12 protein-coding genes are annotated in these 20614 nt (G+C 39.4%); 4 read left to right on the top strand and 8 right to left on the bottom strand.

Annotated features, from left to right (window positions below):
- Positions 1-20: 20 nt before the first annotated feature.
- Positions 21-2804 carry a TonB-dependent receptor gene (locus tag ACJJVZ_RS10640; RefSeq protein ID WP_405600293.1) on the bottom strand — a complete coding sequence of 928 codons (2784 nt, stop codon included), beginning with the start codon at positions 2802-2804 and terminating at the stop codon, positions 21-23.
- Between the two features lie 664 nt (positions 2805-3468).
- On the opposite strand from ACJJVZ_RS10640, the gene ACJJVZ_RS10635 reads away from it, so the two are divergent.
- Entirely contained in the window at positions 3469-5091 is a 1623-nt protein-coding gene (locus tag ACJJVZ_RS10635; RefSeq protein ID WP_405600290.1) for an alpha-glucosidase family protein, read from the top strand.
- 54 nt (positions 5092-5145) lie between these two features.
- On the opposite strand, the gene ACJJVZ_RS10630 is transcribed toward ACJJVZ_RS10635, so the two are convergent.
- Positions 5146-5691, bottom strand: a complete 546-nt coding sequence (locus ACJJVZ_RS10630) for a TIGR00645 family protein (RefSeq protein ID WP_182702788.1) — start codon at positions 5689-5691, stop codon at positions 5146-5148.
- Between the two features lie 442 nt (positions 5692-6133).
- Between ACJJVZ_RS10630 and ACJJVZ_RS10625 the strand changes: the two genes are divergently transcribed.
- Positions 6134-6376, top strand: a complete 243-nt coding sequence (locus ACJJVZ_RS10625) for a hypothetical protein (protein WP_182703326.1) — start codon at positions 6134-6136, stop codon at positions 6374-6376.
- Between the two features lie 305 nt (positions 6377-6681).
- Here ACJJVZ_RS10625 and topA read toward each other — a convergent pair whose 3' ends face one another.
- Both topA and ACJJVZ_RS10615 read right to left on the bottom strand, forming a co-directional pair.
- Positions 6682-9390: a type I DNA topoisomerase gene (topA, locus tag ACJJVZ_RS10620; RefSeq protein WP_273046813.1), complete on the bottom strand. Its 2709-nt coding sequence runs from the start codon at positions 9388-9390 to the stop codon at positions 6682-6684.
- A 259-nt stretch (positions 9391-9649) separates the two neighbouring features.
- Complete coding sequence (locus tag ACJJVZ_RS10615; protein WP_405600286.1) at positions 9650-12646, bottom strand: hypothetical protein; 2997 nt, start codon at positions 12644-12646, stop codon at positions 9650-9652.
- 192 nt (positions 12647-12838) lie between these two features.
- Between ACJJVZ_RS10615 and ACJJVZ_RS10610 the strand changes: the two genes are divergently transcribed.
- The gene (locus ACJJVZ_RS10610; protein ID WP_193155300.1) at positions 12839-14173 is read left to right on the top strand and encodes a dicarboxylate/amino acid:cation symporter; all 1335 of its coding nucleotides are present in this window, start codon (positions 12839-12841) and stop codon (positions 14171-14173) included.
- Positions 14174-14269: 96 nt separating this feature from the next.
- Here ACJJVZ_RS10610 and sohB read toward each other — a convergent pair whose 3' ends face one another.
- Positions 14270-15286 (bottom strand): protease SohB, encoded by a 1017-nt coding sequence (gene sohB, locus ACJJVZ_RS10605; protein ID WP_193155299.1) that lies wholly within the window; start codon positions 15284-15286, stop codon positions 14270-14272.
- Between the two features lie 100 nt (positions 15287-15386).
- A complete protein-coding gene (locus ACJJVZ_RS10600) occupies positions 15387-17813 on the bottom strand; it encodes a VolA/Pla-1 family phospholipase (RefSeq protein ID WP_193155298.1) in 2427 nt (808 codons plus the stop codon).
- 206 nt (positions 17814-18019) lie between these two features.
- Here ACJJVZ_RS10600 and ACJJVZ_RS10595 point away from each other — a divergent pair, with 206 nt between their 5' ends.
- Positions 18020-18766 (top strand): YciK family oxidoreductase, encoded by a 747-nt coding sequence (locus ACJJVZ_RS10595; protein ID WP_405600281.1) that lies wholly within the window; start codon positions 18020-18022, stop codon positions 18764-18766.
- A 284-nt stretch (positions 18767-19050) separates the two neighbouring features.
- Here the strand turns inward: ACJJVZ_RS10595 and rluB are convergent, their stop codons facing one another.
- A complete protein-coding gene (gene rluB / locus ACJJVZ_RS10590) occupies positions 19051-19920 on the bottom strand; it encodes a 23S rRNA pseudouridine(2605) synthase RluB (protein WP_405600279.1) in 870 nt (289 codons plus the stop codon).
- Positions 19917-20507 (bottom strand): SMC-Scp complex subunit ScpB, encoded by a 591-nt coding sequence (gene scpB / locus ACJJVZ_RS10585; protein ID WP_193155295.1) that lies wholly within the window; start codon positions 20505-20507, stop codon positions 19917-19919. Before scpB ends, rluB begins: the two co-directional genes overlap by 4 nt.
- Positions 20508-20614: the final 107 nt, after the last annotated feature.

Raw genomic sequence — 20614 nt, 5'->3', positions numbered from 1 at the left:
GCTTCTACACACAATTTTTATTATAGCTTGTAGCTAAAACCTAACAAGTAAGTGCGACCGTAATCTTGGTAATCACGTACTTGTAAATTGTTATCTCCCGAAAGAGAAGTAAATGGTTCTTCCGTTAAGTTTTGAATTTGGAATGTAACAGATAACCCTTCAAGGCCCTGTATACCAGACTCTGCGAAATCATATCCGGTTTGAATATCCCAAATTGTTTCGCCTTTAATATCAACTTGCGTAGCCGCAAGCCCTAAGCCGTTAACATTACCTTTAAAGTCAGAGCGTTTACGCATACTTGTACGCGCTTGGAAGCCATTTCTTTCGTAATAAAAAGTTAGGCTATCGATCTTCTCTGATAAACCAGGCAGTTTATATTCAGTCCCATTTTGATCTTCAATATCTTGCTCTACACCAGTATGGCTAGCAATTAAACCAAAGCCTTCAAGTGATGAACTAAATATGCTCAATGGTAAAGAAAGAGATAGCTCATAACCCCAAAGATTACCGCCGCCACCATTGACTTTACCTGAACCCGAACCTTGACTATTTGCTGGTATTTCACCTGTTGATGGATTAGCGACACCGGTCATATCTATTGCGTAGTTACCGTCAAAAATCCAAGTAGAAATATCTTTATAGAAATACGCTGCTGCAAAGTAACCTTCCTCATGGAAGTAGTTTTCATAGCTTAAATCAAAACCAGTGGCTTCTTTAGGTTCAAGCTGCGGATTACCACCAGAGACACTCCAGTTATTACCATTAGAATCTTTAGTTGGGCTATATGTTGCGTTAACAGAGGCATTCATTTCATCTAAACGAGCACGAGAAATAGTTTTAGCGGCACCAAAACGAACAGTTTGTTCTTCATCTATCGCAAATGATAAGTTTAAGCTTGGTAAAACATGCGAGTAATCATGGCTAATGTCTGTTGGCGATACCACAACTAAACCGTTTTCGGTCGTCGCAGCAAAGCCTTGTGATGATTGTTCCGTTTTAACATAACGCACGCCAATGTTACCCGAAACTGGAACCGACCCTAGTTCAGTATTAATATCTGCTTGTAAAAATAAAGCTGTAACTTGTTCTTGTACTGTCCAAGACTGCGTTTTATGTTTTTGATCTGTTAAGCTCTCTTGTAGGAGATTGTAGTAACCGTCATTAACCAGACCATTAGTGTCATAAGCAATCATATTACCCATACCAATAAAGTCTAAACTTGCAGTGCCTAAACGGTATTTTTCTGGTACTGAGACCATTCCAGGATTACCAAGTGAAAAATCTTTCAAAGTCATAAAATAACCTTCTGACTTTTTAGTTTTTTCACGGTCACGGTACGAAATACCAAATTTAATAGCGCTTATGTAGTCATTTTCAAGCACTTTGCTGGCAGCTAACTTTAATGTTTGAAGCTCATCATTAATTTCTGGTGCGTTGATGAAGCCATCTTGTGCTGTATTTTGGTAAGGCGTATCATTTAGACCGTATCTATCATTTAACGCAGAGCTTGCGCCCCAAGATAACGGCCCACCTAATTGAATTAAGTTATAGTCACTGTAATCAAGTTCATGGGTAAATTGCGCACCAGTATTACCACCATTAAAGGTATAACCTAAGTTATCAGCAACACCATTACTGTCTCCGCGACCAGTTCCTGAGTAGCTCTCTATACTCCAAAGCTGACGTTCTACTTCAGATACACTTGCATCAAACTCTACAGACCATGCATCATTAATATCGTATTTTGTATTAAAACCGAATTGCTTTAGTTCAGCATTTCGTTCTTCATAATCATTTCGAACAACAACACGTTGCCCTTGCGTCTTAGCACTCGTAATAAAACCAGATTCTTCGTCTACAGTAACACTGTTTGGATCTATACTGCCTTGACCCCATGCGAATGGAATTTCAATACCGCGTAAAATTCTTTCATCAGAAAAATCAACATATAATGCATCAAATGTCATATTCAAACGATCATTCGGAGATGCTTCTATAACAAACATTGCTGAGTCACGATCTAATGTAGATGAACGCACATAAGGTTTAGCCCCACCTAAAATTGAATAATCTTTACCATTATTTGTAAATTCTGGGTAACCCCACGAGTTCCAACGCTTTTCTTGGTTTGGTGAACTCATTTTGTTATACGCGAATGCCACACCGATCGTGTCGTCTGCAAATTGGTCAATATACGAAAAAGTGCCACGGAAACCTTGGTTATCGCCATCTGGGTTTAACTTATCAAAGCTTGTTTTTTCAAGCTGACCATTAAACATAACAACACGTTCGCCTTTGCTTAAAGGCTTAACCGTTTGCATATCGATAACACCAGCGATGCCTTCGGCTTCAATACTGGCATTAGGTGTTTTATAAACAGTGACACCGCTCATAATTTCAGATGGGTAAAGGTCAAACTCTACGCCTCGATTGTCACCAATAGACACTTGCTCACGGCCATTAAAAGTGGTCGCACTTTCATCTTCACTGAAACCACGAACACTCACACGACTCGCTCGGCCATCTAAACGTTGGGCTGTTAAACCAGGTAAACGCGCAATAGACTCAGCAATAGATGAATCTGGTAATTTACCAATATCTTCTGCCGAAATAGACTCTACAACCTGTGTTGAAAAGCGCTTTGTGTTTATAGATTCAATTAAGCTGCCACGAAAGCCTTTAACTTCGATAACCTCTACGTCATCTTTTTTTATTGTATTTTCTTGCGCCGCTACGGTTGCAAAGCTAGATATGCCTGCCGCTGTTAACGCTAAAGTTAATATACTTGGTTTGAACATAGACATGATGTTTTCCCGTTACCCATAGTGTGATACCCGCATATAGTGCTTGAGTGATAGTCAAACAAGGCGAGCTAATTTTGTTGTCAGGACGGATATTAACGCTTGGTTTATTTTATTAACAACTTTATGCATACGTATTCAGCATTGGCGCCCGCTTGTATATTAACATAAAATTCACAATAAAAAGTCATAACAAACTGTTTTTAATATAATAAATCTATTTAGGCCTGTTCTTTAAACAACGCTAGCCTGCCCAACTTATTTGTATCAAAATGATTAATTTAATGGCATGTAAATAGTTTGAAATAAAGCCGATTTATTTTTTATTCATTAAAATATCGTACCATCATCAAAAGATAAATTGGTAAGACCATTAATGATAAAGCATTAAATTACAATAACTTCTTATATTTCTTTAACTTAAAGCATCTAAAACCACATAAATATAAGCTAATCCATAATTGGTAAGTAATATTACCGCTAATTAAGGTGATCCCATATGCTGTTTAGCACTTAAATAAAGTGTTTTAGAGCCGCCTATTTATGTGCATACGTATGCAAGCTTTTTACAGGGTCACAGGCTTCACGTATGCTTTTTGCAAATAACGTGATTAAGCCTAATCACAGAAGAATAGTTTAAATACTGTATAGAATAACGGAGTAAAGCATGACCCAAAAGCAGTGGTATAAAGGTGCGGTTATTTACCAGGTTTATCCGCGTAGCTTCCAAGATAGCAACAACGATGGCATTGGTGATTTAAAAGGAATAATTAATCGTATTGATTATATTAAAAGCCTTGGTGTTGATGCTATTTGGATTTCACCATTTTTTAAGTCGCCAATGAAAGACTTTGGCTACGATATTAGTGATTATCGCGACATTGACCCGCTTTTTGGTGATTTAAACGATTTTGATCAACTAATAAGCCAAGCTCATGAGCGTGATATTAAAATAATTATAGATCAGGTATTAAGCCACACGTCGGATCAACACCAATGGTTTTTAGACAGCCGCGATAATTTAACCAATGACAAAGCCAATTGGTATGTATGGGCAGATGCCAAAGAAGATGGAACAGCACCTAATAACTGGCTTTCTATTTTTGGTGGGGGTGCTTGGCAGTGGGAGCCTCGTCGTGGGCAATACTATTTGCATAACTTTTTAACTGAACAACCCGATCTAAACTTTCACAACCCTGATGTAAGGCAAGCTGTACTAGATAACGTGGAGTTTTGGCTTAAAAAAGGCGTTGATGGATTTAGACTCGATGCCATTAATTTTTGCTACCACGACGCATTACTTCGCGATAATCCAGCAAAACCAAAAGAAAAACGCCAAGGCCGTGGTTTTAGTGAAGATAACCCGTATGCGTTTCAGTACCATTACTATAATAATACGCAGCCAGAAAACATTGCGTTTATGCAAGATATTCGTGCATTACTTAATAAATACCCAGGTACTGTATCGCTTGGTGAAATATCGTCAGAAGATTCATTAGCAACGATGGCAGAATATACCCAAGGCGGCGATAAGCTGCACATGGGTTATAGCTTTGAGCTCTTAACAAACGATTATTCAAGTGAATATATTAGAACTACAGTTCAAACACTTGAACAGCGTATGCTTGAGGGGTGGCCATGCTGGGCATTTAGTAATCATGACGTAGAGCGCGTAGCAAGCCGCTGGAGTGAAAATGGCGAAATTAACCCTCAGCAATGTAAAATGTTAACAGCCCTACTTGCTTCTCTTCGCGGAAGTGTCTGTATGTATCAAGGGGAAGAATTAGGGTTAGGTGAAGCAAGTGTTGCCTTTGAAGACTTACAAGACCCTTACGGCATAACGTTTTGGCCTAACTTTAAGGGACGCGACGGATGCAGAACGCCAATGCCTTGGGAACACACTGGATCGCACCACGCTGGTTTTAGTGAGGCAAAGCCTTGGCTTCCGGTCGATGATGCACATAAGCAACAGTCAGTCGCAATACAAATAAATGACAGTAACTCAATTTTAAATGCATATCGTGAGTTTATGACTTGGCGCAAAAGCCAAGCCGTTTTACTTGAAGGTGATATTGAGTTTATTGAAACACCTGAGCCTGCACTTGCCTTTTATAGAACACTGGGCTCACAAAAAATGTTGTGTGTATTTAACTTAAGTTCACAGCAAGCAAGCATCAATATGCCTGTATCAGTTGTTACACAATACACAGAGCTTAGCCACCATAATGCTAAGCTTAGCAATAATCAACTAACTCTTGAGCCTTACGCTTGTTATTACGCTAAGTGCTAATTAGTTAACCGTAAAAAAGCCCAGAGCATAAACTTGGGCTTTTTTGTATTAGTACTAATGACTTTGCGTTTTACTGTTTAAATAATCTGTTAATGCAAATAAAACACCCGACATCACAAACGTAACATGAATAATCACCTTCCATAGTAATTCATCGTTTGGATGCGCGCCTGAGTTAATAAATACTTTTAACAGTTCAACAGCTGAAATAGCAACAATGGCACTGATCAATTTCATTTTTAAACCTGAAAAGCCCACCTTTCCCATCCACGAAGGTCTGTCTTCATGATTGTCTATATTGAGCTTAGAGACAAAGTTTTCGTAACCACTAAAAATAATGATTAAAAGTAACCCAGCTAATAACGCGGTATCCACTAGCGTTAAAATACCAACGAGAAGCTCTTGGTTAGTAGATGTAAACGTTGCTAGACCCATTAAATAAAGCTGTTTAAAAAACTTTATCAAAAGTAGTACAACAGCAAATAATAAACCGACAAAAAACGGCGCGAGTAACCAACGCCCTTTAAAAATAAAGGACTCTAATGCGTGCTCTACTTTATTTGTATGACGCGGCTTTGTATCTGGTGTGTGTAGTGACATTGGTTCATCTTTTTATAAAAAAAAGCGACCTTAGCCTATATAGCAATTCAACACAAATAGATGTACATATAGTTATGTAACCTGAACTCTGGATAATAAATCTATCTCGAGCAGCTATTTTCAGCGCTAACTACGTTGAATTTACTTGCAATAGGCCAGCTATTGACGCGTAAGTTCGCCTTGTTTTCACTGAAAATCTCTGGCTAGAGAAAAATAAATTTAAATATTATTATGATTCAATATATTAGTAAATATCTTAACCAGAGTTCAGGTTATGTATAAATCACTCATCCTCACGATAAAAATATTTCGTTTTCTTTTATTTCAAATTCGATTAAAAATCAACTTACCAACAGAACTGTTCTGGATTGGGCACTATTGTCTTACGCTTAACGAGAGAAAGCGTATTGCGATCGTCATACCATTTTTTAGGAATAAACGAATGAACAAAGCATTACTAGCATTAATCGTAGCGCCTTTATTTGCAGTATCTGCAACTTACGCAGTGGCAGACGACACCCCAACAGCTTCAGCCGAAATGATAAAAGAATACACAGAAATGTGCGTTAACTGGGCTAAAGATGACGACGTAAGCAATACAGAACTTAACGCCTACGTATTAAAATGTGTAAATGATGAACTTGAATCTGAAGGCTACAAAAAAGTATCGTCTGTAAAAATTTAATAATATTCATACCAATCTGCTTATATACGTGGTCTATTTAACGATAAGAAAATCGCGCTAGAACGAGGCAAAAACTTTTGTATCTAGTTGTTCTAAATAAAAAATTTTTAACAACGTTATAGAGTGATTTAATTCGATAAATTGTTCAAATATTTATGCAGGTTGGTATTATATGTACGGCTAACAAAGCCATTGCGAAGTACATATAAATAGATAAAAAAACCGGAATCGACACAAGCTGTGCGTTCCGGTTTTTTTATAGCCTTTTAAAACCTATAAAAAGTTATGAATAAGCGATAACGTGCTTATTCATCTTCTTTTTTAGCTTTCGCTTTAGCCTTTGCTTTAGCAGGGGCTTTTTTAGCAGCCGGCTTCTTTTTTGGTGCTGCTTTTTTCTTTGCTTCTTCTACCCATTTACCCGCTTCATAATGTGCAGTCCAGCCAGTTGCTTTACCGTCAACTTCAGTCATTACGTATTGAGACTTATTTTTACGGCTATAACGAACAACTGCTAAGTTGCCATCAGGATCCTGTGCTGGTGCATCAGCTAAGTAATAAAACTTAGCTGAAATACGGTCTCTAAAGCGCTTTAATTCCTCAACCTTTGGTGCACGCGTTTCACGTGACTTAGGAAAAGTGTTGGCCGCTAAAAATATACCTGCTGCGCCATCACGTAATACAAAATACGCTTCAGACTTTTCACACTCAAGCTCTTTTATATGTACAGGGTCTTCTTTTGGCGGCGCTGCTTCACCACTTTTCAGTAGTTTACGCGTATTTTTACACTCTTCATTATTACAACCAAAGTACTTACCAAAACGACCAGATTTTAGCTCCATGTCAGCACCACATTTATCGCATTCGATAATTGGACCGTCATAGCCTTTAATTTTAAAGGTGCCTTCTTCAACAACGTGACCTTTACAAGCTGGGTTATTACCACAAACATGTAATTTACGTGTTTCATCGATTAAGTACGAGTCCATTGCTGTCTCGCAAATTGGACAACGCTTCATCTGCATTAATGTTTCGGTTTCAACATCTTCAACATCAGCTGCTACGGCTTCATCACCTGACACTAAGTTCATTGTTGTAGTACAACGCTCTTTAGGCGGTAGACTATAACCCGTACAACCTAAAAACACGCCTGTTGATGCCGTACGTATACCCATTTTGCGGCTACATGTTGGGCATTCAATATCCGTTTCAACCATTTCATTGAGGCGCATACCGCCTTGCTCTGGTTCATCTTTTGCGACTGTTAATTGCGTTGAGAAATCAGCATAAAATTTATCAAGTACTTCGGTCCAAACGCGCTCGCCTTCTGCGATATCATCTAGTCGACCTTCCATTTTAGCGGTAAAGTCAAAATTCATTAAATCTGTGAAGTTTTCAACTAGACGATCGGTAACAATTTCACCCATTTTCTCAGCGAAGAAACGACGATTTTCGACGCGCACATAACCACGGTCTTGAATCGTTGAAATAATAGATGCATACGTAGAAGGACGACCAATACCACGTTTTTCAAGCTCTTTTACTAAACTCGCTTCACTAAAACGCGCAGGTGGTTTTGTAAAATGCTGTTTAGGATCAAGTTCAACAAGGGTCAGGGTTTCGCCTAGTGTAACGGGTGGTAATGACTGATCTTCTTCGTTCTTTTTACGAATTGCAGGTTGAACTTTAGTCCAACCATCAAAGCGTAATACACGACCCTTTGCTTTAAGCTGAAAATCGTTTGCTGCAACGGTCAAAGTAGTTAAATCGTACTCTGCTGGTACCATTTGACATGCAACAAATTGACGCCAAATAAGCTCATAAAGCTTTTTAGCATCGGCATCTACGCCTTCAATATGGCCAGAAAGTACGGCTACACTCGATGGGCGAATAGCTTCATGCGCCTCTTGTGCGTTGCCTTTTGAGCTGTAATTAATTGGATCTTTTGGTAAGTATTTTTCACCAAATTGTTCTGTTACATATTCACGGCACATTGCAACTGCATCTTTTGATAGATTAGTTGAATCGGTACGCATATACGTAATATAACCGCCTTCGTACAAGCGCTGTGCTAGCATCATGGTTTTCTTAACACCATAACCTAAGCGTGTGCTCGCCGCTTGTTGCATTGTTGAAGTGATCAGAGGCGCACTTGGGCGGCTCTTACTTGGTTTTTCTTCAATATTAACAACTTTGTATTCGGCATTCTCAAGGCTTTTAACCGCTGCGCTAGCCTGAGCTTCATTTACTGGCTTAAATGGCTTGTCAGCTTGTTTAGTTACTTCTAAACGTAACTCAGACTCACTATTTTTAACATCAGCATGAATATCCCAGAATTCTTCTGGAATAAACGCTTTAATTTCACGTTCGCGCTCAACCAATAAACGCACTGCAACTGACTGAACTCGACCTGCTGAAAGTCCACGAGCAACCTTTGCCCACAGTAACGGTGACACCATAAAGCCAACCACACGATCTAAAAAACGACGCGTTTGTTGCGCATAAACCATATCGGTATTTAGCTCGCCAGGTGTCTCAAATGCTTGCTGAATCGCATTTTTTGTAATTTCGTTGAAAACTACACGCTTATACTTTGCAGGCTCTCCGCCAATGATTTCTTGAAGGTGCCAAGCAATTGCTTCCCCTTCTCTATCCAAATCCGTTGCGAGGTATATTTGGTCTGCATTTTCTGCCAGCTTTTGTAATTCTTGAACAACTTTTTCTTTACCAGGCAGTATTTCGTAATGCGGCTCCCAGCCTTGATCAGGGTCAATCCCCATTCTCGCGACTAAATTAGTATAATCTCGTTGCTTTTTATACGCTGCTTTTTCTTCTGGTTCCATTTTACGAACTTCTGCAGGCGTTTTAGTTGCCGGCACTTTATTTTTGCTCGAACCTGAAGTAGGTAAATCTCGTACGTGTCCAATACTAGACTTTACGATGAAATCGTTACCTAAATATTTATTAATTGTTTTAGCCTTAGCAGGTGACTCTACAATTACTAGCGATTTGCCCATAGTTGCCTATTTCTAACCAAATATTAAAAATGTGTTTACCGCTATAAGCGGCGCGAATATTTATAGGTATATCTACAAACACTAGTTGTTACAAGCTTTTAATACAAACTTTTCAGTATTTACTGAATAAACAAACAATTTCTGTTGTTAATTTAAACAAACAGGTGTTTTTATGATAATTGCTGTGGAATATATAGAACACAAACAAAAATGCCAACCTTTCGGTTGGCATTTTTACAAATAAAGCAATTATAAACCTTTAACCATCGTCTCTAATAGTCAGTGTCGATGATGTTTGCACCCCTTTAGGCGTTTCAAATGAAACTGTAAATAAGCCCGTAGTTGCATCATTTGGATCTGTTTCTCGACTAATAGTAAGCGGCTCTGAGTGTGCTTTAGTCCAACCGCTTTCAAGCATCGTAAAACTGCCACGACCATCGTATTTACCATTTTTTGTCGATATTGATACCGTAGTTCCTGAGGGAATAGGATTATTGTATCTATCAGAGTAGTAAATTCTGAACGTAAGGCTATCAAACGTGTCAGGTGCAATATTTGGGCTTAAATCAATCAAATCTACGTCACAATGAGTACTTAAATCTGAAGGTTCTAATCTCAAAATATCGACACTATTACCATTTCTATCCCCTGTGATGTTGCTACAGCTTGCTATGTTTGCTGATTCAAGTGGAAATTTTTTGGTAAGCTCTTCTTTAGCAACTACAAAACGACTATAAACAGTACTGCCCGATAATATAATTTGAAATGATTCACGCACATCGAGTAAATCTTTTGTACATAGGCTTGCAAAGGTTGCATTAGCAGGTGGATTAGTTGCCGCTTCTGTACATAATAGGCCATTGTACTTACCATCAGCTAAAGTATGCATACCATTTGAATCAATATCAAAGCTCTCTTCAAAATGACCGCCATTCGTCTTTTTAGGGCTACATGGATCATTTGTATCACCCTCTTTACAAAACTCGGCTGCTTTTTTTACAGTTGCTGTGACCGGGTCATAAATACCCGCTAATCCGTCGTATATCCCATTTTCATTATGATCGACAAACGCTTCAGGTAAATCGTAACCACTATAATACTCATTGGTATCGAAACGGCCATTACCATTAATATCAATAAATGATTCTTGCCCTTTCGCTGTCGCAACAACGGTTACACGCCCACCTAAAGGAACTCCATTGTTAACATCGTCTGCTGCGTTAGTGATCCCATTCATACAAGGCGCAGCTGCATTGAAATACAGATCACAATTAATAGTATTTGTTTTAGGATTTATAGAACTGATTTGATTTCCCCATTTAGCCTCTGTAAATGGTTTCGGATTTTGGTTGCGCCATTGTGCCGTGCATGCACCATCCACTGTATTACATTCCAGTTGTGGATTAAAAGTAGTTCCATCCAGTGTGCCAACTGCACCGCCTTCAGTGGTTAGATAAACAGTGGTACCGTCGGGTACTGGATTGTTAAAGTGATCGGCTAGAAAAATTGAGATTTCATTAGTGTCACCAATATAATCAAGTGCTTCAATATTAATACTCGTTGCACCTGCGGTAAAACTATTCCCATCAGGAAGACCTGAACTAATTGAGACTAAATCAGAGACAGTTACAACTTGTTCATCAAGTGAAACTAAAGAAAGCTCCCCAATAGGACACGAAACACTATTATTTCTTTGTGACGCATCTTTTTTACACTCTAAGTAAACGTCTTGCCAACAAGTCACATCATTATTTTGATTTGCTGGAATTTGACTCTGAGGGATATAACAAGCCTGTACTCGCACTGCCATAGGGACAAATCCTGAGTTTACTTGCACGCGGGCCAAACCTTGTGCATCAGTAAATACACTATTATGCGATAGGCTTATACCACCATTTGTTGAACTTAAACGAAAATCCATTCTATTACTGACAACCGGTTTTCCGATTCTGTCTTTTAATTTAAACGTGATTTCAGATGTTTCAGAGCGCGATTGTCCGCCAGTCCCTTTAAGTGCAATTACATTTTGTGTTGCACTCATAAATTCAATGGACTCAACCTCAGCAATTGATACCGGAATGTTAATCGATTTAACGACAGGTGTGCCACCGGTAAGCACGGTTGCAGTCACGGTGTCGCCGAGTGAGGCGCTACAACCATTGGTACGATAAGTGGCCGTTGCAATCCCACTGATGCTTTTTGCGTTTGCATCCAAAATTGACAAACCCGCTTGAGTACAACTAGAACTAAATTGCACATCTAGTGTCGATACTACGCGCTGTCCATTGCTATCTAATATTTCAACGCTAATAACGGTTGTCGCACCAGCGGCTAATGGCTGGTATTCATTCGCTATAGGGTTACCATTGGCATCTAATTTGTTAAATAAACCATTACTGATATTAACTTGCAGCTCAGCAGTCGAAATTTCAAATGCTTTTTGACTCGATGTTGATTTTGATGTTGCTGTAATTTCACCGGCGCCACTGTTCGCACCAGGCTGTAATTTTAAAATTGCAAAGCCAAAGTTGTCTGTTAGTGCTTTACCAGAGACAGGTAACAAACTTCCTAAATCAGTCGCAATATCACTGATCACACCAACAAAGCCATCACCCGAGCTCGTATCGGTTACTTTAACTAACACATCAATCAGTTCATCTGACGAAAATTGATTAACCGATTTACAGCCAGAAGCAACATAGCTTTGTTCAAGCGACACTGTGTTTCTATCGCTGTCCCAGCCGTCATTACATCCTTGTAGTAGCTTAATATCTACTGCAACTACGGCCGCTTCACTTGACGCATCATCACCACTGGATATAAAGCCCAGCGTTTTTGTAATGGTTTGATCATCAGTTACATACGTTGCGACCACTTCGCCCGCACCTTTAAAATTACCGCTGCTTAAGCTCACAGTTGCTTCACCTTGATTATTGGTAAGCGCCGTGCCAAGTTCTGGGGTTATTTTCCCTGTGAATTTTGTGGTGAACGTAATGAGTTTGTCAGTAAGTGCTACAGCGTTATTTGTGAGTGTTGCTGTCACAACGCCTTTGTTATCTTTACTCACAGGGTTCGAATCAGAAAATGCAGCCCCTGTTTGATCTAAAATAGTCAGCTGTAAAGCAAGTGAGCTGCTCGTATCTGTGCCGTCGGTGCCACCACCAACCGTGCCACTTTTTTCAAGTGTTCCGCCGCCGCCACAAGCCATAAGAAAAAAGCTAAGTAATGTAATACTGAGCAGTCGCGTTAAAGGCATTTACCTCTCCCTAGTGTAGTTAATATTTGCTAAACGTCATTTACCTAATATTAACCTATAAGTTAGTTTAAAATCTCCGTTTTTTATTACTTTTTTATATAAAATAATTTTCAATAAATACTAATTTTTTCTGTATAAATATTTATAGACTGGTAGTCTATGGCAAAATTTATTTAAAGTAGATTAGGGTATATGTCAAAAATCCGTTCAATGAGTTTAACCACCCGCATCATGATAGGCATGGGCCTCGGGGTTATAGTAGGCTTTATATTTCAGGCTATTTTAGCTGGTGAAGACGATTATCTAATCCCACTTGGATTATTCTCTTTGCCAATTAAAGCCTTTTTTGTAGATGGTATTTTTCACGTAGGTGGACAAATATTCATTGCCAGCTTAAAAATGTTGGTTGTTCCCTTGGTCTTTGTTTCACTAGTGTGTGGCACCTGTAGCCTTAGCGATCCAAAAAAGTTAGGTCGTTTAGGCGGTAAATCAATTAGCCTTTATTTATTAACCACTGCAATTGCTATAACCGTTGCTATATCACTGGCATTGTTATTTAATCCAGGTGAAGGGATCAGCCTTCCCTCTCAAGCAAGTTATGATGCAAAAGAAGCTCCTACACTTGCAAGAGTTATCATTGACATGTTCCCAACGAATCCATTTGAAGCAATGGCTAAAGGTAATATGTTACAGGTAATTGTGTTTGCTTTATTATTTGGTATTGCTATGGCGTTAAGCGGCCAAGCTGGTAAACGAGTAACGGCCGTATTTGAAGATTTAAACACTGTAATCTTAAAATTAGTCACATTATTAATGAACATTGCACCTTACGGTGTATTTTTCTTAATGGCTAAGCTTTTTACTACTATAGAATTGGATCTAATTGTAAGCTTAGCAAAATACTTTTTTGTTGTTGTTTTAGCCCTACTGTTACATGCATTTGTAAATTACACGCTTTTACTAAAACTTCTCACAGGACTAAGCCCTGCTATTTTCTTGGCAAAAATGAAACATACGTGCTTATTTGCGTTTAGTACATCAAGCTCTAGTGCAACCATGCCTATTACACTTGAAACCGCCACTAAAAAGCTAGGCGCTAGCAATTCTGTCGCCTCTTTCACTATTCCTTTAGGTGCTACCATTAACATGGACGGCACCGCTATTATGCAAGGTGTTGCAACCGTATTTATTGCGCAGGTATTTAGTGTTGATTTAACTATTTCTGATTATTTAATGGTTATTCTAACCGCTACGCTTGCTTCTGTAGGCACTGCAGGTGTGCCTGGTGTTGGTTTAATTATGCTAGCAATGGTGCTTAACCAAGTTGGTTTACCGGTTGAAGGTATCGCTATTATAATTGGTGTAGATAGATTGCTTGATATGACCCGTACTGCGGTAAATGTAACGGGCGATTGTATGGTGACTTGTGTTGTGGCTAAATCTGAAGGAGAACTTGATGAAAGCGTATTCAATGACCCTAACGCAGCTAAAGACTTAGAAGATTATCATAAATCTATTGACTCATAAGCTACATTTATACAGCTATAAAAAACCTTGATGCAATCCATCAAGGTTTTTTTCGAGTAAAAATAATTAGCTTGTTCTCAGGTTAAAAATTCTAATCTAAGGATTTAGGGACTTAAATTTAGAAAGTAAGTTTATCCCGACTTTGTTTACGCCACTACTCAAGCCAAGCGCTAGCTTATCGCTCAGTCCTTTTTTAACTTTGTATTTAATTTTATATATTTGACGTTCATGTTGCTGATCTAATAAGGCATCGTCGCTTGTTTTTATTACGTCGACCAAGCCTTTTTCAATGGCCTGAGTTGCAAACCAATGCTCACCAGTGGCGACTAAGCTCATGTCTAAGCTAGGACGTTGCGTACTCACAAATGTTTTAAATAAGTCATGTGTTTGCTCAATTTCTTCACGAAATTTTTCACGGGCTTTATCCGTATTCTCACCAAACAATGTCAATGTGCGTTTAAATTCACCTGCGGTTATTTGTTCAAATTCCACGTCATTTTTCTTTAATATTTTATTAAAGTTAGGAATTTGTGCAATAACACCGATTGAGCCAACAATGGCAAACGGAGCTGCGAGTATTTCATCTGCAACACATGCCATCATGTAACCACCACTAGCAGCCACTTTATCAATTGAAACACTCAAAGGAATGCCCGCATTCTTAATACGTTGTAATTGAGAAGCAGCAAGGCCATAGCCATGCACTACGCCACCACCACTTTCTAAACGAATAAGGACTTTGTCTTTACTAGGCTCAGCAATAGAGATAATTGCAGTGATTTCTTCTCTTAAGCTTTCCACTTCGTGAGCATCCATACTTCCTACAAAATCAATAACATATAAACGAGGTTTAGGCTCTTCTTTATCGGCTAATTTACTTTGTGATTTTAGCTGCTTGTGGTGTGCCTTAAGTTCTTTTTTACCAAGCGTATTTTGTAAAAAACTTTCTTTGAGTTCGACTAATTGCTCTGATATATCATCTATTTGTATCTCACCTTTTTTAGCTTTCGGCTTAACAGCAGCACCTACTATCAACATTAAAATAATCGCGATAGCAATAACAAAAGTAACTGTTTTAGCAAAAAACAAACCGTATTCGTATAAAAATTCCAACTGGTTTCTCCATTAATAAATTTCAGCTAATTTAGCATGCTTTAAGACAAAAAAAAGCCACTTTGCAGTGGCTTTGAAAGGTTAATTTTTTTGCTGGTTATTAATCAGTCACAACATCGCTGTTTGTTACGACCAACATACGACCGCGAGCGGCGAGGTAGGTTGCAACTTGTAGCTGCATCTCGGCATTAGCCGCTGCACTTCCTTGAGCATCAGCACCGGCTTCTTCATTTGGTGCAGGTGTAAGAATTGAACCGTGGTGCCCTTTGGTAAACTTAACTAAATAGCTAGAAGGCGTTGCACTTAGCGCTTGCGATGTACTTACCGTTTCTAAGCCCATAAAGTTTGCTAGCGGAAGGCTGCCTGCAATTGGGTTAATCGTTGTGGTAGGCGGAATAACTTGATCCGCTTTATTATTAACACCATCACCCACAACAACATTCATATAAATCGGTGTTTCGAGTGTTTTTACAGCTGCAGCATAATTAGTCGGATCACCACTATCGAGCGTTGTTTGTGCTGCAAAAGCAAATTTAGTCATCACACCTTGAATATTTGCAAGCTTACTTGTTTCTCCTGCGACGGTAAGCGCAGTAACATATTCTTTAAAAGCACATGAAGTAAAGGCTCTACTATAATCTGCTACTCCACAGTTAGAGATAGCTGGACCTTGTGTAAATGCGCCAAATTCAGCAGACTCCGTAGTGCCTGAAGATAAAAGAACAGAACCTTGTACAAATGGGCCAAATGCGCCCGATTCTAGTAAGAAACTAGCAACGCCACCGCCGCCGCTTGCTAATGCAACAGTATTAACCTTGAACAGTGGGTCAATCGATTCAGCCATTGGGCTGTTAGCTTGAGCAATAAATGCCGGCGCAACAATAGACCCTAGTGAATGCCCGATGTAGGTAACATCTTTACTATTGATAGTCGCATCGTTGATAAAGTTCAAGCCCAGACGCAAACCTAATAAATCGGCAGCTGATTGACGTAAGCTATCACGTGCAACGAGCAATGAGCTTAAGTTCATGTAACTCAGTACTGAGTCTGTTGTCGCATTAAAGTCATCTTTTCCATCGCCATCAACATCAATACCACGCTCACCATGTCGAGGGTGGTCAATAGCGACCGTTGCAAACCCCTGAATTGAAAGCTGAGCAGTTAACGCCAGCATGCTTTCTTTTTGCGTAGTGATACCATGTTGCATAATAACAACAGGCCAACCATTTTCAGGCATTTCGATAGCAGGTAGCTGTAGTTGTGCACGTACACCATTAATTATAGGTAAAATAGGCTTAGTTACTTGCACTGGCACATTGGCCATGCTTTGCATTTTTGGAATGGTATTATATTTGGTTAAATGACGCGTGCTATCTAGACCTAAATCACGCAGTTTGCCACCACTTAATGCGGCACATGTGCCATCATTCACGCTAATTGGCTCGGCTGGGAAAGCATCACCTGCCTGTGCTTTATACCCTGATACTACGACTGCGTTGTCACACATACCTTGCCAATATGTATCGTTTAAATCGCTGATCGCTGAGCCTGTTGGAGTCCCTAGGTACATAGGTAACATGATGCTACCTTTTTGGTATTGCACACCCGAAAAAGCAGCAGAAACCTCTACTCCTTGGCTTTTGAATACATCTTGAACATTTACCATTGGTTGAGCTGGTACTTGTATAGCAGGTGTTGGCATGCTTGGTTGTTGTAGACTTACCGCTAGCAGTTGCTTGATTGTACCAAGTACTGGTCCCGCTGATTGCATTGTCATTGCAGCAGAAAAAATAATCTCATCTTTAGTAATATTACCTGAGCTCACCACTACATTTTCGTAACTATTTACTGCACCTTGCAACGCAAGTTGTGCGGCGGTAACGAGTGGCACTTCTTGTTTGACTAACCCATAAGTAGAAGATGGCTCTATTGAGCGCCCTAATGAATCTTTTAGTTCAGTCGTTAATACATTGATGTATGAGCTTCCCGCTTTAAATGGTTTTAAAGGGATAATCGCTACCGCATCACCCGATGCTTTCGTGATGAAGTCAACACCAAAAGTAAGTTCACCAATAAGCTTACATGCCGCCCCCGCTGGGGCTTGACCACATTCCTCATCGGTTAAACTTGCACCCATAATCACTTCAAAAATACGAACTGAGCCTGGTGTACCCGCTGATACTTCGTCTAAGCTTATTGAAGGTGGAAACGTTAAATCTATCTTAAAAGGAACTTGCGTAGACCAACCATCGAGTGCACCTATTGCAAATTGTGGATTTGCATATTCTGCACGAGTGATAGACACACCCGCTGAGTTAAGCTCATCTGGGATATTAAGGGTACCATCTCGGGTACCACTCATTAATAAATCATTTGGTACAGAAATAACTCCTTTAGCAGGATCAAACTTTACCGTAGCTGTAGGAATAACAGGGGCTGTATCATTTTTAACATCTTTTAGCGTTTCTCCACCGCCACATCCTGCTAAAGCAGCCGTAACCGAGAGTGAAAGTAGCATTTTTTTCATATTATTGGCTCCGCACATATTTTATTTTTATAGTGTTTTTTATCAGTGTATTAGGTTAAAACAATGTAATCAGATTATTAATGAGACATTAGACCAGTTAAACTTAACGTAAAGTTTCTATTTTCGCCACCTAATTTTACAATAAATTCGATTACTTCACGTTTTGCTATGTTAAAATTAAAAAAATTATATAGATTGGTACTTTTATGCACACATATCAAGCAACTGAAAATGCACTTAAAGACAAAGTTATTTTGATCACAGGCGCCGGTGATGGCATTGGACGCGTCGCGGCAATTACCTATGCGAAATACGGCGCGACTGTTATTTTATTAGGGAAAACAACTAATAAACTTGAATGTGTTTACGATGAAATTGTTAATGCGGGTTATCCTAAGCCAGCAATTGTGCCTATGGATTTAAAAGGCGCTACAAAACAAAACTACCGTGACCTTGCAGCAACAATTGAATCTCAATTTGGTCGCCTTGATGGGCTGCTCAACAATGCGGGCATTTTAGGATCGCTCGGCCCACTTGAACATTTTTGCTCATCTACGTTCGAAAACATAATGAAAGTAAACGTGACTGCACAAGCGATGATCACTAAAGCCTTGTTTCCTGTGCTTCGTAAATCTGAAAGTGCATCAATCGTATTCACATCATCAGGTGTTGGCCGTAAAGGCCGTGAATTTTGGGGCCCTTATGCCATCTCAAAGTTTGCAGTGGAAGGTATGATGCAAACGTGGGCTTGCGAAGTCGGTAAAACAAACATACGCGTAAACTGTATTAACCCAGGTGCTACGCGTACTTCTATGCGAGCTGCTGCATATCCTGGTGAAGATAGAGACGCGCTTGCTACACCAGAGGATTTAATGCCTACCTATTTATATCTAATGAGTGACGATTCTAGTGAAGTGAATGGCGAATCGTTAGATGCTCAGGTAAAAAAATAACTCAGCCTAAGACCTGTGTTATTTAAAAACACATTAAAAAAGCCGTAATTAGCGGCTTTTTTGTGTTAAATAAATAACTAATTGATTATTTAACCTGAACTCTGGTTAAGAGATTTACTAACATATTGAATCATGGTGATATTTAAATTTATTTTCTCTAGCCAAAGATTTTCAGTGAAAACAAGGCGAATTTACGCGTCAATAGCTGGCCTATTGCAAGTAAATTCAACGCAGTTAGCGCTGAAAATAGCTGCTAGAGATAGATTTATTATCCAGAGTTCAGGTTACTTACGTTTAGTCGGCTTAACACGCTGATTGTGTTTTTTAACTGCTTTACGAATTTGGTTGATTTTAGCGCGTTTATCTTTGCGCTTTTCTGGCATAACTGAAAGTTTGGTTTGCGTTTCACGGCCTAATTTAACCGTTTTACGTAAATAGTTAACTGTTTCTAAGTCATACTCTATCCAGCCACCTTGTGGTACGCGCTTGTCTAGCTCTAACTTTCCGTAACGAATACGAATCAGACGAGATACTTCAGCATCCTGTGATTGCCATAAACGACGAACTTCGCGGTTACGACCTTCGTTTAACGTTACGTTAAACCAACGGTTTACACCTTCGCCACCCATAGGCTTTACGCTAGTAAACTTGGCAGGTCCATCTTCTAACTCAACACCACGCATTAAATTTTTCAGGGTTTCGTTTGTTACCTCGCCAAACACACGCGCTGAGTATTCACGCTCAACTTCGTAGCTTGGGTGCATTAAACGGTTTGCAAGCTCGCCATCATTCGTAAACAGCATTAAACCGGACGTATTAACATCAAGTCGGCCAACTGCAATCCAACGATCGCCATCAATGCGAGGAAGTCGGTCAAATACAGTACGGCGACCTTCAGGATCTTTGCGTGTGCTTAACTCACCTTCTGGTTTGTTATACATAATAACACGGCAAATCCTATCTGCTTTTTCTTCAATTTTTACTGTGTGCCCATCAACGCGAATTAAATCGGCCTCTTCAACACGGTCGCCTAACTTTGCGACTTTACCATTTACACTAACGCGGTTTGCATCAATGTATTTTTCCATTTCACGGCGTGAGCCTACCCCTGCACGGGCTAGGACTTTTTGTAACTTTTCACCTTGTATACTCATTCGGATGGTTCTCTCACAGAAGGATCACTTAATAACTGGTTAATCTTACTTTGCTGCTCTGTTGGCAACGCTGGTAAATTCTCAAGCCCAGTTAACGAAAAATAATCTAAAAATTGTTTAGTAGTTGCATATAAAGCCGGCTTACCCGGAACTTCTTTATGCCCTACCACTTTAACCCATTCTCTTTCGAGTAAGGTTTTAATAATATTCGAACCCGTAGTAACACCTCTTACCTGCTCAATTTCGCCGCGTGTAATAGGCTGCCTGTATGCAATAAGCGATAATGTTTCTAGCAAAGCACGTGAGTATTTAGGCGCACGTTCCTGCCACAGGTTGTTTAGCCAAGGACTTAGACTATTGCATGCCTGAAAACGATACCCACTGCCCACTTCAACTAAGCGAATACCACGAGTTTGAAAATGTATTTGTATTGTATCAATTGCATTATTTATTTGCGCCATAGATACAGCTAAATCCATTAATACAACGTCTTTAAGATGACGCTTACTCACCGGTTTATCTGCAACAAAAATCGCCGCTTCAATGATCTCAACTAATTGCTCATCACTAATTCGCCGACCCGCCATACACACTCTTAACAAATAAAAATACACAGCCATCTATTATGACAGAACAACACCAAACTAGGAAAATATATCTATCAAATAGTTAAATTAAAGACACAAAAAAGCCA

It is taken from the genome of Pseudoalteromonas sp. Ld19 (genome assembly GCF_045064135.1).
GTDB lineage: Bacteria > Pseudomonadota > Gammaproteobacteria > Enterobacterales > Alteromonadaceae > Pseudoalteromonas > Pseudoalteromonas aliena.
This window is presented reverse-complemented; position numbering and strand designations above follow the sequence as displayed.

Bases quoted from the DNA above. Each gene is read 5' to 3' on its own strand.
- ACJJVZ_RS10640 (WP_405600293.1), bottom strand. From the start codon at position 2,804: ATGTCTATGTTCAAACCAAGTATATTAACTTTAGCGTTAACAGCGGCA.
- ACJJVZ_RS10635 (WP_405600290.1), top strand. From the start codon at position 3,469: ATGACCCAAAAGCAGTGGTATAAAGGTGCGGTTATTTACCAGGTTTAT.
- ACJJVZ_RS10630 (WP_182702788.1), bottom strand. From the start codon at position 5,691: ATGTCACTACACACACCAGATACAAAGCCGCGTCATACAAATAAAGTA.
- ACJJVZ_RS10625 (WP_182703326.1), top strand. From the start codon at position 6,134: ATGAACAAAGCATTACTAGCATTAATCGTAGCGCCTTTATTTGCAGTA.
- topA (WP_273046813.1), bottom strand. From the start codon at position 9,390: ATGGGCAAATCGCTAGTAATTGTAGAGTCACCTGCTAAGGCTAAAACA.
- ACJJVZ_RS10615 (WP_405600286.1), bottom strand. From the start codon at position 12,646: ATGCCTTTAACGCGACTGCTCAGTATTACATTACTTAGCTTTTTTCTT.
- ACJJVZ_RS10610 (WP_193155300.1), top strand. From the start codon at position 12,839: ATGTCAAAAATCCGTTCAATGAGTTTAACCACCCGCATCATGATAGGC.
- ACJJVZ_RS10600 (WP_193155298.1), bottom strand. From the start codon at position 17,813: ATGAAAAAAATGCTACTTTCACTCTCGGTTACGGCTGCTTTAGCAGGA.
- ACJJVZ_RS10595 (WP_405600281.1), top strand. From the start codon at position 18,020: ATGCACACATATCAAGCAACTGAAAATGCACTTAAAGACAAAGTTATT.
- rluB (WP_405600279.1), bottom strand. From the start codon at position 19,920: ATGAGTATACAAGGTGAAAAGTTACAAAAAGTCCTAGCCCGTGCAGGG.
- scpB (WP_193155295.1), bottom strand. From the start codon at position 20,507: ATGGCGGGTCGGCGAATTAGTGATGAGCAATTAGTTGAGATCATTGAA.